Origin of the sequence: Streptomyces sp. NPDC050423 (assembly GCF_040655445.1) — a bacterium.
In the GTDB taxonomy this organism is placed as follows: Bacteria; Actinomycetota; Actinomycetes; order Streptomycetales; family Streptomycetaceae; genus Streptomyces.
On the sequence record NZ_JBFAJY010000051.1, the window covers coordinates 34040 to 47319 of the forward strand.

Genomic DNA, 13280 nt, shown 5'->3' on the forward strand with positions numbered 1-13280 from the left:
CGATCGGCGACTTAGAGTTAACGAGCGGGCCCACCGGCCCCATCGCCCTGTCCTGCCAGTCAGGGACTTCTCCACCCCCCTCCTCACCGGAAGGCGGCGAACATGACCGACCCCGTAGGAAAGCTTCCGAGCGAGCTCGACCAGCTCCCGGACCGCGACCCCGAGGAGACCGCCGAATGGGCGGCCTCCCTGGATGCCGTCACCAAGGCCGCAGGCCCGCACCGCGCCGCATACCTGATGCGCCGCTCGCTCCAGCATGCCGAGGGCGCCGGTCTCGCGCTGCCCAAATTGCTGGAGACCGATTACGTCAACTCCATCCCGACCGCCGCCGAGCCCGAGTTCGACGGCGACCTGGCGATGGAGTCCCGGATCACCGCCTGGAACCGCTGGAACGCGGCCGCGATGGTCACCCGCGGCTCCCGGCTCGGCGTCGGCGGCCACATCGCCACCTTCGCCTCGGCGGCCTGGCTGTACGAGACCGGCTTCAACCACTTCTTCCGCGGCAAGGAGGGGGACGGCTCCGGCGACCAGCTCTACATCCAGGGCCACGCCTCCCCCGGCATATACGCCCGCGCCTTCCTCGACGGCCGGCTCAGCGAGCAGCAGCTCGACAACTTCCGCCAGGAGGCGGGCGGCGAGGGTCTGCCGTCCTACCCGCACCCGCGGCGGCTGCCCTGGCTGTGGGAGTTCCCCACCGTGTCGATGGGCCTCGGCCCGCTCTCGGCGATCTACCAGGCGCGCTTCAACCGTTACCTGACCAACCGCAGCATCAAGGACACGTCGAACTCGCACGTCTGGGCCTTCCTGGGCGACGGCGAGATGGACGAGCCCGAGTCGACCGCCGCCCTCGCCCTCGCGGCCCGTGAGCAGCTCGACAACCTGACCTTCGTCATCAACTGCAACCTGCAGCGCCTCGACGGCCCGGTCCGTGCCAACTTCCGGGTGGTCCAGGAGCTGGAGGGCGCGTTCCGCGGCGCCGGCTGGAACGTCATCAAGACGCTCTGGGGCAACGCCTGGGACGAGCTGTTCCAGCTCGACACCACGGGTGCGCTGGTGCGCCGGCTCCGGGAGGTCCCGGACGCGCAGTTCCAGACGTACGCCACCCGCGACGTCGCCTACATCCGCGAGCACTTCTTCGGCGCCGAGCCCGCGCTCACCGAGCTGGCGAAGCTGCTCACCGACGCGAAGATCGCCGAGTGTTTCCACAGCTCGCGCGGTGGCCACGAGGCCCGCAAGGTGTACGCGGCGTACAAGGCCGCGGTCGAGCACAAGGGTGCGCCGACCGTGATCCTCGCGCAGACGGTGAAGGGCTACACGCTCGGCTCCGGCTTCGAGTCGCGCAACGCCAACCACCAGATGAAGAAGCTCGACGGCAAGCAGTTCCGCGCCATGCGCGATCTGCTGGAGCTGCCGATCCCGGACTCCAGGCTGGACGAGGGCCTGGTGCCCTACGGCCACCCGGGCGCCGACTCCCCCGAGGTCCGCTACCTCCAGGAGCGCCGTGCCGCCCTCGGAGGCCCCGCCCCGGCCCGCCGGGTGCACGCGGTGGCGCTGCCGCAGCCCGAGGAGCGCGCGTTCTCCGCGCTGAAGAAGGGCTCCGGCAAGCAGGAACTGGCCACCACGATGGCGTTCGTCCGCCTGGCCAAGGACCTGATGCGGGACAAGGAGACCGGTAAGCGCTGGGTTCCGATCGTCCCCGACGAGGCCCGCACCTTCGGTATGGAGGCGCTGTTCCCGTCGGCCGGCATCTACTCGCCGCTGGGCCAAACGTACGACCCGGTCGACCGCGACCAGCTGATGTACTACAAGGAAGCCAAGGACGGCCAGGTCCTCAACGAGGGCATCACCGAGGCCGGCGCGATGGCCGACTTCATCGCCGCGTCCACGTCGTACGCGACGCACGGCGAGCCGATGATCCCGTTCTACATCTTCTACTCGATGTTCGGCTGGCAGCGTACGGGCGACCAGTTCTGGCAGCTGGGCGACCAGCTCGGCCGCGGCTTCGTGGTCGGCGCCACGGCGGGCCGGACGACCCTGACGGGTGAGGGCCTCCAGCACGCGGACGGCCACTCGCACCTGATCGCGTCCACGAACCCGGCGTCGCTCAACTACGACCCGGCGTTCGCGTACGAGATCGCGGTGATCGTCCAGGACGGTCTGCGCCGGATGTACGGCCCCGACGCCGAGAACGTCTTCTACTACCTGACGGTCTACAACGAGCCGAAGCCGCAGCCCGCGATGCCGGAAGGCGTCGAGGAGGGCATCCTCAAGGGCCTCTACCGCTTCAAGGAGGGCACGCCCGCGAAGGCGGACGCGCCGCGCCTTCAGCTGATGGCGTCCGGTACGGCGATCCACTGGGCCCTGGAGGCCCAGGAGCTGCTGGCCGCGGACTGGGGTGTCACGGCCGACGTCTGGTCCGCCACCTCGTGGGGCGAGCTGCGCCGCGAGGCGCTGGAGTGCGACGAGGCGCTGCTCCGCGGTGAGCAGCGGGTGCCGTACGTGACCCAGGCGCTGGAAGGCGCACCGGGTCCGGTCCTCGCGGTCAGCGACTGGATGCGCGCGGTTCCGGACCAGATCAGCCAGTGGGTGGAGCAGGACTGGTCCTCGCTGGGTACGGACGGCTTCGGCCTCTCCGACACCCGCGAGGCGGCCCGCCGCCACTTCGGCGTCGACGCGCAGTCGGTCACCGTCGCGGCACTGGCCCAGCTGGCCCGTCGCGGCGAGGTGACCGCGTCGGCGGTCAAGGAGGCCCGCGAGCGGTACGGGCTCTGACGGCGAGATCGAGCCCGTCCGGCGGAGGGGATGTCCTCAATCGCCGGACGGGCTCGGTTTTCCCACCGGAACGCTGCCATGCACGGCCGCCCGCGCACCAAGCCCGCGCCTCAGGCCCGGACAGACGCACTTCAAGCCCGTCCGGCGATTGAGGACATCTTTTGAGCCCGGCCGGCGCTTGAGGCCACCACCCCAGCCCGGCCGGCGCTTGAGGCCACCACCCCAGCCCGGCCGGCGCTTGAGGCCACCACCCCAGCCCGGCCGGCGCTTGAGGCCACCACCCCGGGCCGCAGGAACACGCCCCCCGTACCGCGGCCACAATGGCCGCATGCGTGCTGCCCGGCTCATCAGAATGGTGCTGCTCCTCCAGTCCCGCCCCGCCATGACCGCCGCCGAGCTCGCCCAGGAGCTGGAGGTGTCGGAGCGGACCGTCACCCGCGACGCCCAGGCGCTCTCCGAGGCCGGGGTCCCGGTCTACGCGGAGCGGGGGCGTGCGGGCGGGTACCGGCTCGTCGGCGGGTACCGCACCGGGCTCACCGGTCTCGCCCGTGACGAGGCCGAGGCGCTCTTCCTCTCCGGCCTGCCCTCCGCGCTGCGCGAGATGGGCCTGTCGGACGCCGCGTCCGCCGCCCGGCTGAAGGTGTCGGCGGCCCTTCTCCCCTCCCTGCGGGACGCCTCCACCGGGGTCAGCCGGCGCTTCCACCTGGACGCGCCCGGCTGGTACCGGGAACCGGCCGCCCCCGAGCTGCTGCCCGCCGTCGCCGAGGCGGTCCGGGACGACCGGACGGTGCTGGCGCGCTACCGGCGAGCCGGTCAGGACACCGAGACGGAGCGGGAGCTGTCGCCGTACGGACTCGTGCTCAAGGCCGGGGTCTGGTACCTCTGCGCCCGCGCGGCGGACGACTTCCGGGTGTACCGGATCGACCGGTTCACGGCCGTCGCCGTGTCGGACACCCGCTTCGTCCGTGACGAGGGCTTCGACCTGCCGGGGTTCTGGAACGAGCACGCGGCGCGGTTCGCCCGGTCGATCCTGCGTACCGAGGTGACGCTGCGCGTCTCACCCGCGGCGGCCGCCCGGCTGCCGCACACCGTGGACCGCGCCGCGGCCCGGGACGCCCTGGACGCGGCAGGACCGCCCGGGGCCGACGGATGGGTGACGGTCACTCTGCCGGTCGAGTCCCTGGACGTCGCCTACGGCCAGCTGCTCGCCCTGGGGCCGGAGTTGGAGGTCCTGGAGCCGGCCGCGCTGCGGAGCCGCTTCGCCGACGCCGCCGAACGGCTGCACTCGCTCTACCGGCGGACCGGGTAACGACCGCGGGTACGGTCGTAAGGCTTCATTTCGGTGTCTCCGCGTGCGTCGCCCGCCGCCAGGGCAGATGCTGGACCCGTGATGGACGAGACGGAATTCTGGGAGCTCATCGACAGCACCCGCGAGGCCGCCGAAGGCGACCCCGAGGACCACGCCGACCTGCTGGTCGAACGGCTGGTGCAGCTCGATCCCGAATCCGTGCTGGACTTCGCCCGGCACTTCGAGGCCCGCTACAACCGTTCCTACCGCTGGGACCTGTGGGGCGCCGCCGCCCTCCTGCTCGGCGGGGCGAGCGACGACGCCTTCGACTACTTCCGCTGCTGGCTGATCGGCCAGGGCCGGGAGGTCTTCGAGGGCGCCGTGCACGATCCGGACAGCCTCGCCGAGCTCCTCGACGACTTCGACGAGGAGCTGGACGGGGACGCGGAAGAGCTGGGCTACGCCGCCGACGAGGCGTACGAGCAGCTCACCGGCGTGGTCGCGCCGGACCTCGGGCTGCCGCCCCGGCCCGCCGAGCCGGAGGGCACTCCGTTCAGCTTCGAGGACGACGCGGCCCTGGCCGAACGCCTCCCGCTGCTCCACGAGCGGTTCGGCAGCGTCTGAGCCGTGAGGGCCGCCGCTCAAGGAGCGAGCGAGCGCCCCATCAGCACGTCGTCGACATAGCGCCCGCCGAGGAAGAACTCACCGGACAGCACCCCCTCGACGGTGAACCCCTCCGACTCGTACAGCGCACGCGCGGGCGTGTTGTGCCCGAGTACCCGCAGGGTCATCCGGTTCGCGCCCTGGTTCCGCGCCACCGCCATCGCCGCCCGCAGCAGCCCCCTGGCGATCCCCCGGCCGCGGGCCCAGTCGGCCACGGCCAGGCCCTGTATCTGGCGTACGTGCGTATTGCAGGCCAGCGGGGTCGGCGGGACCAGCCTGGTGTACCCGGCCAGCCGCACTTCGCCCGCCGCGTCCCGTGCCTCGGCCACCAGGAAGTCCGGCGGCCGGTGGTTGTCGTCGAAGAACGGCGCGTACGGCGGCTGCGGCCTCGGCGACACGGCGTGCAGCGTCGACCAGGTGGAGCGGTCGAGTTCACCGAGAGCGGCTTCGTCGGAGAGGACCGAGGGACGGACGGAGTGGGCCTGGTGCGCAGGGATCTCGGGCATGCGCGCCACTGTGCCACGCCGCCCCGGCCCGATTCGTACGGCAGGATGGGTCCCATGCCGCACTCCCGTATCGCCGTCACCGGATCGACCGGACTCATCGGAGCGGCCCTGGTGCGCTCCCTGCGGGCCGACGGGCACGAGGTGGTCCGGCTGGTCCGGCACCCGGCCCGGTCGGGCGACGAGGTGGAGTGGGACCCGAAGCGGAGTCACGTCGACGTGGCCGGCCTGGTGGGCTGCGACGCCGTCGTCCATCTCGCCGGTGCCGGGGTGGGCGACCACCGCTGGACCGAGGCGTACAAGCGCGAGATCCGGGACAGCCGGGTGCTGGGCACCGCCGCGATCGCGGAGGCCGTCGCCTCGCTCGACACACCGCCGAAGGTGCTGCTGGCCGGGTCCGCGATCGGCTTCTACGGCGACACCGGGGACCGGGCGGTCGACGAGAGCGCACCGCCCGGGGACGGGTTCCTGCCGTCGGTGTGCGTCGAGTGGGAAGAGGCCACGGCCGCCGCGGAAGAGGCCGGGATCCGGACCGTGCACGCCCGCACCGGGCTGGTCGTCGCCCGGGAGGGCGGGGCCTGGGGCCGGCTCTTCCCGCTCTTCAGGGCAGGGCTCGGCGGGCGACTGGGCAACGGGCGGCAGTACTGGAGCTTCATCGCGCTGCACGACCACATCGCGGCCATGCGGCACATCCTCGACACCCCGGAGCTGTCCGGGGCGGTGAATCTGACCGGCCCCGACCCCGTCACCAACGGCGAGGTGACGGCGGCGATGGGCCGGGTGCTGCACCGGCCGACGCTCTTCACCGCGCCCGCGCCGGCGCTGCGGATCGCGCTGGGCGACTTCGCCGAAGACGTGCTGGGCAGTCAGCGGGTGCTGCCGGGGCGGCTGCTGGACGCGGGATTCTCGTTCGCCTTCCCCGGGATCGACGCCGCCATCCGCGCGGCACTGCGCTGATCCGGCCCGCCCCGAACCACGGCGGCGGGCCCGCCGCCACCCCGGAGAACGGGAAATCCCGAATCCCGGAAGCCCCCAGAGGCCCCGGCGACGCCAGGAACCCCACCCGTCGGAGAATTCAGACAGATATGCGACCCCGTGCCCCGGTGCCCCGGTGCGCGCGACCGCCCCGATATCCGGACGGGCTCCTAGCCTCATGGCGAACCCGCGCATTCCGGTGGCCTGTTGAGGGCAAGAGCCTCCCACCCATTGCGCCGACTCGGGGAGGGCACGTGCTCAGCACGGCACACCACGCGGACGTCGTCATCATCGGGGCCGGGATCGCCGGCCTGGCAGCGGCCCATCAACTGACCAGTGCGGGAGTGAGCGTCAGCGTCCTGGAGGCCGGCCCCCGGGTCGGCGGCCGGATGATGACCGAGGAGGTGGACGGATTCCGGCTCGACCGCATCGGCCCGCTCCTCAACACCTCGTACCCGGAGCTGTACGCGGGACCCGGACTCGACGGACTCGTCCTGCGGAACTTCGCCCCCGGCGTCCTCGTCCACAGCGAGGGCCGCCGCTACCGGACCGGGGAGATCCGGGGCACACGGGGCGCGCGCAACGCCCGGGGTGCGCTCAAGGCGGCGCGCGCCCTCGCAGGCGCCCCCAGGGCACCGCGGGGCGGGGCCATCACCGGGGTCATGGGCGGCGCGATCGACCACGCCAGGCTCGGCGCGTCGCTGTCCCGCCTCGCCGCCACGCCCCGGGCCCGCGTGCTGGCCCGGCCCGAACGGACCGCGCTCGAAGCCCTGTCAGGCCGCGGCCTGTCCCCCCGTACGCTCAACGGCTTCGTGCGCCCGCTGCTCACCGCGCTGCTCAGCGACCCCGGACTCACCACGTCCAGCCGGTGCGCCGATCTCGCCCTGCGCAGCTATGCGAGCGGCAGGCTCTGCGTACCGTCGGGAGGTTCGGGGACGCTGCCCGAACTGCTGGCGGCGGCGCTGCCGCCCGGCACCGTACGGACGGGCGTGCAGGTCACGGCCGCCGACATCACCTCGGTGCGCACCAAGGAGCACGGCGAACTGGGCTGCCGCTCACTGCTGCTGGCCACCGGCGCGGGCGCCGCCGCCGAACTGCTGCCGGGTCTGCGGGTGCCGTCCTTCCGTCAGGTGACGGTGCTTCACCACACCGCCCCCGCTCCCCCGCCGACCGGGGCGTCGCTGGTGCTGGACGCCGACCGCACGGGCCCGGTCGCGCACACCGCGGTGATGAGCGAGGTCGACCCGGCGCGCGCCCCGCACGGCCGGACCCTGATCAGCTCGACGGTGCTCGGTACCCCGCCGCCCGATCTGGACCGCGTGGTCCGCGCCCGTCTCGCCGCGCTGCACGGCGCGCCCACCGACGACTGGGAGCTGCTGGCCGTCCACCACGACCCGGAGGCGGTGCCCGCGATGGAGGCCCCGCACGACCCCCACCGCCCGGTCCGGCTGCTCGCGGGCCTGTACGTGTGCGGCGACCACCGCGACACGAGCACGGTTCAGGGGGCCCTGTTCTCGGCCCGCCGCGCGGCCGAGGCGATCCTCACCGACCTGGGCGTACGGCCCGGGTACGGAAGCGCCGGCGCACTCCCCCGGGTGGCGTAGGCCGGGCGGGAGGCGGTCTCACCCCAGTGCAGCAACCCGCTCACGGTATCCGCGTACGGGGGCGGCGTCCCGGAAGGGTTCGAGCCGGCGCTCGAAGTCCCGTACGTACTCCGTGGCGCGCACCGATCGCATCTCGGCGGCCTGCTGAGCGGCCTCCGCGCCCAGCCGGCAGGCCTGGTCGAGCTCACCGAGGCCGAGCCGCGCGGAGGCCAGCACCACCCGGCAGAACAGCCGGCTGCGGGCGTACGCGGGGGCGCGCAGCTGTAGCGAGCGCTCCGCGTGCTGCGCGGCGGCCCGGTACTGCTGGAGGTCCCGGTGGCAGTGCGCGAAGTCGTCGGCGAGCTGGGCCTCGTCGAAGTGGCGCGCCCAGTGCGGCACGTCGTCCCCGGGGCGGGAGGTCTCCAGCGCGCGTTCCGCCCGCGCCAGCGAGGCCACACAGGCCTTGGCCTCCCCGAGCACCCCGTGACCGCGCGCCTCGACCGCGTGCAGCAGGGCCAGGACCGCGTTGGGCGCCGCCGAGCCGATGCCCTGCTGGGCCACCCGCGCCAGCTGCACCGCCTCCCTGCCGTGTCCGAGGTAGACCGCCTGCCGGCTCATGGTGATCAGGACGTAGCTGCCGTAGGCCCGGTCCCCGGCGGCCTGGGCGAGGCGTAACGACTGGACGAAGTACCGCTGGGCCAGCCCGTGCGCCGCGATGTCGTACGAGGTCCAGCCCGCGAGGCGGGTCAGATCGGCCGCGGCGGCGAACAGCCGGCGGCCGGTGGCCTCGCTGTAGGTGCCGCGCAGCATCGGTTCCGTCTCGTGCTCCAGGTACCGGACCAGGGCCTGCCGGGCGTGGCCGCCGCCGTAGGCGTGGTCGAGGGTGCGGAAGAGCTCGGCGACCGACCGGAGAGCGGCGACGTCGCCGCTGCCGACCCGCTGGCCGGAGCCCCGGTCGGTCTGCCGCTGCCGGGGGACACCGGGGGGTGCGAGGGAGCCCGCGGGGCCGGAACCCCCGGGTGCGCCGGGGGGCCGGGACGGCACGGGTCCCCGGAGACCGGGCCGGCCGCCGGGCCCGGGGGCCCCGCCCTGCTCGGGCACCGCTCCGAGGCCGCCGGAAGCGGTGGGTCCGGCGCTCCCGGCGGGCCCGTTCGCTCCGGTGCCGTACGTCCCGTTCAGCCCGGACGCCCCGCGTGGACCGCCGACCGTCCGGACGCCGTGTGTCCGGCCGACCGCACCGGCACCCGGAGCACCGCCGCCGGTCCGCACCGGTCCGCCGGCCGCGCCCGCTCCGGGCTCGACGCCGCGCCCCACCCACTCGTCCGCCCGGCCGATCAGCCAGTCCCGGCTCGGGACGACCAGGCCTGCCGGGGTGAAGGCGATCTTCCGCAGCTCCGCATGGCTGCCCGAGTCCTTCCGCCACAGTCCGCTGACGATGTCGACCGCCTCGGCCGGGGTGGCGGCGAACTCCAGACCCGCGTAGACGGGCGCGCAGGCGTCCAGACCCAGGTCCTGGGCGGAGAGTCTGCGCCCGAGACGCCGGGTGAAGACCTCCGCGATCAGGGCCGGGGTGGTCCCCCGCGGCTGCTGTCCGCGCAGCCAACGGGTCACGGAGGTCTTGTCGTACCGCAGGTCGAGGCCGTGTTCGAGGCCGAGCTGGTCCACCCGGCGGGCGAGGCCGGCGTTGGAGAATCCGGCTTCGGTGATGAGCGAGGCGAGTCGGCGGTTGGGGGTGCGCTGCGGAGGTCGTTCCGACATCAGCTGTACGGTCTCCTGCCTTCGGGGCCCGGCGGGCAGCCCCTGAGGGCTGTCCCGTCGACCCTGGCGGGCGCACGACGACAGCCACGGCGCCTCGCCGCGTTGTCGGAACGCCCGAATACAGCCAGTACGCGGACGCCCCTCCGCCTTGCGATGCACCGCATCCGAACGCCGCGCGCCGATCCACCAGGGGTGACGGGACAGCCCCTTGGGCCTGCTCCAGGGAACGGCGCGAATTTAGCGGCCTCCGGGACGACCTCGGCCACCTTCGCTTCACATTCATCCGATCGTGTGAGGATTGCGAGGATGCTGACGGGAGCGACCTGCCGGGCCGGTGTTCCGGGGCCGGTCGTACAGTTGCGGAAGGCGCGATTCGGTGCATGGTGACTCGGTGCCGGGGACACCCCCCGTCCACGGCACCGCCAAGGAGAAAGGCTGCTGCCGTGACTGAGCTTCGGTTCGTCCGTCTGGGATTCGGCGAGGAAGCCGTCGACTACCAGGAGGCCTGGCAGAAGCAGCGCGAGGTGCACGCGGCGCGGTTCGAGGACACCGTTCCCGACACCTGCCTGCTGCTGGAGCACCCGCCCGTCTACACGGCGGGCCGGCGCACCGCCGACAGCGAGCGCCCCCTGGACGGCACGCCGGTCATCGACGTGGACCGCGGCGGCAAGATCACCTGGCACGGACCGGGCCAGCTGGTCGGCTACCCGATCCAGAAGCTGCCGCGCCCGGTGGACGTCGTCGCGCACGTCCGCCGGCTGGAGGAGGCGCTGATCCGTACGGCGGCCGAGTTCGGGGTGGGGACGAGCCGGGTCGAGGGCCGCAGCGGCGTCTGGGTGCTCGGTGACCCGGTCGAGGAGCGTCCGGCGATCGGCGGCCTCTCGCTCGACTTCGACCCGAGGCTCCGGGACGAGGAGTTCGACGCCCGGCTGAACGGCCCCGAGTACGCCCCGTCCAACGCCGGCCAGCGCCGCGAGGACCGCAAACTGGCCGCGATCGGCATCCGGGTCGCCAAGGGCGTGACGATGCACGGTTTCGCGCTCAACGTGAACCCGGACAACACCTCGTTCGACCGGATCGTGCCGTGCGGCATCCGGGACGCGGGCGTCACCTCCCTGGCGTACGAGCTGGGCCGCGACCTCACGATCGCGGACGTGCTCCCGGTCGTCGAGAAGCACCTCAGGGACGTCCTGGAGAACGCCGAGCTCGCCCCGCGCACCGTCGAGCGCGCGGCCGATGCCGTGGCCACGGCATGACACTCGGAGCACCGCTCCGGGAATAGGCCCTGCCGGCCACAGGTTGGGCAGACGTAAAGCCGTGTGAACTACGGGCGTACCCTGGTGTTCGCCGAAGAATCCAATGCAGTGAAAGCAAAGGGGAGTGCCGGAGTGTCCGCTGTCGCACCCGACGGGCGCAAGATGCTGCGCCTTGAGGTCCGGAACAGCCAGACCCCCATCGAGCGGAAGCCCGAGTGGATCAAAACCCGGGCGAAGATGGGCCCCGAGTACAACCAGTTGCAGAAGCTCGTGAAGAGCGAGGGTCTGCACACGGTGTGCCAGGAGGCGGGCTGCCCCAATATCTTCGAGTGCTGGGAGGACCGCGAGGCCACGTTCCTCATCGGCGGCGACCAGTGCACCCGGCGCTGTGACTTCTGCCAGATCGACACGGGCAAGCCGCAGGCGCTGGACCGGGACGAGCCCCGTCGCGTCGGCGAGTCGGTCGTCACGATGGACCTGAACTACGCCACCATCACCGGCGTCGCCCGCGACGACCTGGAGGACGGCGGTTCCTGGCTGTACGCGGAGACCGTGCGCCAGATCCACGCGCAGACGGCGGAGCGGGCGGCCGGCCAGACCAAGGTCGAGCTGCTGATCCCCGACTTCAACGCCGAGCCCGAGCAGCTCGCCGAGGTCTTCTCCTCGCGCCCCGAGGTGCTGGGCCACAACGTGGAGACGGTGCCGCGGATCTTCAAGCGGATCCGTCCCGGCTTCCGGTACGAGCGCTCCCTGGAGGTCATCACGCGGGCCCGCGAGGCCGGTCTGGTGACCAAGTCCAACCTGATCCTCGGCATGGGCGAGACCCGCGAGGAAGTCAGCCAGGCGCTCCGGGACCTGCACGACGCGGGTTGCGAGCTCATCACGATCACGCAGTACCTGCGGCCGACCCCGCGCCACCACCCGGTCGAGCGCTGGGTGAAGCCGCACGAGTTCGTGGAGCTCAAGGACGAGGCCGACGCGATCGGCTACTCCGGTGTGATGTCCGGGCCGCTGGTCCGTTCCTCGTACCGCGCGGGACGGCTCTTCCAGCAGGCGGTCGAGCGGCGCGGTGCGGCCTCCGCCGCCGCACCGGCCGCGCAGCAGACGTCCGTGTGAAACCGAGCACAAGAAGCTACTGAACAGTAACGGCTGATTCGGCGCGGCCCATGCGCTCCTCGCAGGTCGGAGGCGCGGATGGGCCGCGCCGACGTGCGCGCCGCTCATATCAAGGTTTCATTGGTGTTTGACCGACCGGTCACCCGCTGGTAACACCGAGCAGTGACCCTGGATGCACGCAGCGCAGTGGCTTTCCCGGCCACTGGCCCCGCCGCTTCCGTATCCAGTCCGCGCAACACAGTCCGCCGACTGAGCGCCGCTCAGTCCGCGCATCCGTTCCGAGGGGACTTCCACGATGCAGGCCGCGCCGGTACGCGCCACCGCCATTCCGACCGTCACCAACGCCCTCCGCGCCGTCGAGTCGCTGCTGCTGAGCAGCGGCCAGCGCACCGCCCGCCGCAACGCCTGGACCGCCGTCCTGGAGGACCGCCGCCGGGCCAAGGACCGGGTCGAGTCCGGGTACGTACTGGAGGCCGTGGCCGAGCACCGTTCTTAGGCCACGTAAACTTCATTGCATGGCGAGGAAGGCAAAAACCACTGAAGGCGCGGACAGCGCCGAGAACGCGGGGCGGCTCAAGCAGATCGCCCTGACCTACAAGATGACCAGGCGGACCGACACCAAGATCGGTCTTGTCGTCGCGGGTGTGGGAATCGTCACCTTCGGTGTCCTCCTCGCGATCGGTTTCTTGATCAACCACCCGATCTACGTGGGCATCCTGGGCTTCGTGTTCGCCCTCCTCGCGATGGCGATCGTCTTCGGACGGCGTGCCGAGCGGGCCGCCTTCGGGCAGATGGAGGGGCAGCCGGGCGCTGCGGCGGCGGTGCTGGACCGCGTGGGCCGCGGCTGGTCCACGACCCCCGCGGTCGCGATGAACCGCAGCCAGGACGTCGTCCACCGTGCCGTGGGCAAGGCGGGCATCGTGCTGGTGGGCGAGGGCAACCCGAACCGGGTGAAGACCCTGCTCGCGGCCGAGAAGAAGAAGATGGCCCGCATCGTGGTCGACGTACCCGTGCACGACATCATCGTCGGCAACGACGAGGGTCAGGTGCCGCTCAAGAAGGTGCGCACCAAGATGCTGAAGCTGCCGCGCGTCCTGACCGGCGCCCAGGTGACCGCCGCCAACGACCGGCTGCGCGCGATGGGCGACCTGATGAGCAACATGCCGCTGCCGAAGGGCCCGATGCCGAAGGGTATGCGGATGCCGCGCGGCGGAAAGATGCGCTGACGTACGAAGAGCGGCATACGCAGAGGGCGGGTCACGAACCAGGAGTTCGTGACACTCCGGCCGGGCCAAGAAGAAGGCGAGCTGCCGGTCCTGGAGTTCAGCGAACACGCATGTCGGCGTCGCTTGAACCGCGCCCCTCT

The 13280-nt window shown here is 72.3% G+C and carries 11 protein-coding genes; 9 read left to right on the forward strand and 2 right to left on the reverse strand.

The window, feature by feature from the left end; all coding sequences use genetic code 11:
• Positions 1 to 102 precede the first annotated feature (102 nt).
• The 3 genes from aceE (at position 103) to AB0I52_RS29440 (ending at position 4684) form a co-directional block, all read left to right on the forward strand.
• Positions 103 to 2772, forward strand: a complete 2670-nt coding sequence (gene aceE / locus AB0I52_RS29430) for a pyruvate dehydrogenase (acetyl-transferring), homodimeric type (RefSeq protein WP_363077708.1) — start codon at positions 103 to 105, stop codon at positions 2770 to 2772.
• A 328-nt stretch (positions 2773 to 3100) separates the two neighbouring features.
• Positions 3101 to 4081: a YafY family protein gene (locus tag AB0I52_RS29435; RefSeq protein ID WP_363077710.1), complete on the forward strand. Its 981-nt coding sequence runs from the start codon at positions 3101 to 3103 to the stop codon at positions 4079 to 4081.
• A gap of 81 nt (positions 4082 to 4162) precedes the next feature.
• Positions 4163 to 4684 (forward strand): DUF4240 domain-containing protein, encoded by a 522-nt coding sequence (locus tag AB0I52_RS29440; RefSeq protein ID WP_363077728.1) that lies wholly within the window; start codon positions 4163 to 4165, stop codon positions 4682 to 4684.
• 17 nt (positions 4685 to 4701) lie between these two features.
• On the opposite strand, the gene AB0I52_RS29445 is transcribed toward AB0I52_RS29440, so the two are convergent.
• Positions 4702 to 5229, reverse strand: a complete 528-nt coding sequence (locus tag AB0I52_RS29445; RefSeq protein ID WP_363077712.1) for a GNAT family N-acetyltransferase — start codon at positions 5227 to 5229, stop codon at positions 4702 to 4704.
• Positions 5230 to 5283: 54 nt separating this feature from the next.
• Here AB0I52_RS29445 and AB0I52_RS29450 point away from each other — a divergent pair, with 54 nt between their 5' ends.
• A complete protein-coding gene (locus AB0I52_RS29450; protein WP_363077714.1) occupies positions 5284 to 6183 on the forward strand; it encodes a TIGR01777 family oxidoreductase in 900 nt (299 codons plus the stop codon).
• A gap of 272 nt (positions 6184 to 6455) precedes the next feature.
• Positions 6456 to 7805 (forward strand): FAD-dependent oxidoreductase, encoded by a 1350-nt coding sequence (locus AB0I52_RS29455; protein WP_363077716.1) that lies wholly within the window; start codon positions 6456 to 6458, stop codon positions 7803 to 7805.
• Between the two features lie 18 nt (positions 7806 to 7823).
• Here AB0I52_RS29455 and AB0I52_RS29460 read toward each other — a convergent pair whose 3' ends face one another.
• Positions 7824 to 9542 carry a regulator gene (locus tag AB0I52_RS29460; protein ID WP_363077718.1) on the reverse strand — a complete coding sequence of 573 codons (1719 nt, stop codon included), beginning with the start codon at positions 9540 to 9542 and terminating at the stop codon, positions 7824 to 7826.
• A 443-nt stretch (positions 9543 to 9985) separates the two neighbouring features.
• Here AB0I52_RS29460 and lipB point away from each other — a divergent pair, with 443 nt between their 5' ends.
• The 4 genes from lipB (at position 9986) to AB0I52_RS29480 (ending at position 13140) form a co-directional block, all read left to right on the forward strand.
• Entirely contained in the window at positions 9986 to 10798 is an 813-nt protein-coding gene (lipB, locus tag AB0I52_RS29465) for a lipoyl(octanoyl) transferase LipB (RefSeq protein WP_363077720.1), read from the forward strand.
• Between the two features lie 132 nt (positions 10799 to 10930).
• Positions 10931 to 11914, forward strand: a complete 984-nt coding sequence (gene lipA, locus AB0I52_RS29470; protein ID WP_363077722.1) for a lipoyl synthase — start codon at positions 10931 to 10933, stop codon at positions 11912 to 11914.
• Between the two features lie 295 nt (positions 11915 to 12209).
• Positions 12210 to 12410, forward strand: a complete 201-nt coding sequence (locus AB0I52_RS29475) for a hypothetical protein (protein WP_362953426.1) — start codon at positions 12210 to 12212, stop codon at positions 12408 to 12410.
• Positions 12411 to 12429: 19 nt separating this feature from the next.
• On the forward strand, positions 12430 to 13140 hold the full coding sequence (locus AB0I52_RS29480) for a DUF4191 domain-containing protein (protein WP_363077724.1): 711 nt from the start codon (positions 12430 to 12432) through the stop codon (positions 13138 to 13140).
• Positions 13141 to 13280: the final 140 nt, after the last annotated feature.

What these genes read in the sequence shown, in the direction of transcription:
- aceE (WP_363077708.1), top strand. Translation starts at nt 103, where the DNA reads ATGACCGACCCCGTAGGAAAGCTTCCGAGCGAGCTCGACCAGCTCCCG.
- AB0I52_RS29435 (WP_363077710.1), top strand. Translation starts at nt 3,101, where the DNA reads ATGCGTGCTGCCCGGCTCATCAGAATGGTGCTGCTCCTCCAGTCCCGC.
- AB0I52_RS29440 (WP_363077728.1), top strand. Translation starts at nt 4,163, where the DNA reads ATGGACGAGACGGAATTCTGGGAGCTCATCGACAGCACCCGCGAGGCC.
- AB0I52_RS29445 (WP_363077712.1), bottom strand. Translation starts at nt 5,229, where the DNA reads ATGCCCGAGATCCCTGCGCACCAGGCCCACTCCGTCCGTCCCTCGGTC.
- AB0I52_RS29450 (WP_363077714.1), top strand. Translation starts at nt 5,284, where the DNA reads ATGCCGCACTCCCGTATCGCCGTCACCGGATCGACCGGACTCATCGGA.
- AB0I52_RS29460 (WP_363077718.1), bottom strand. Translation starts at nt 9,542, where the DNA reads ATGTCGGAACGACCTCCGCAGCGCACCCCCAACCGCCGACTCGCCTCG.
- AB0I52_RS29475 (WP_362953426.1), top strand. Translation starts at nt 12,210, where the DNA reads ATGCAGGCCGCGCCGGTACGCGCCACCGCCATTCCGACCGTCACCAAC.
- AB0I52_RS29480 (WP_363077724.1), top strand. Translation starts at nt 12,430, where the DNA reads ATGGCGAGGAAGGCAAAAACCACTGAAGGCGCGGACAGCGCCGAGAAC.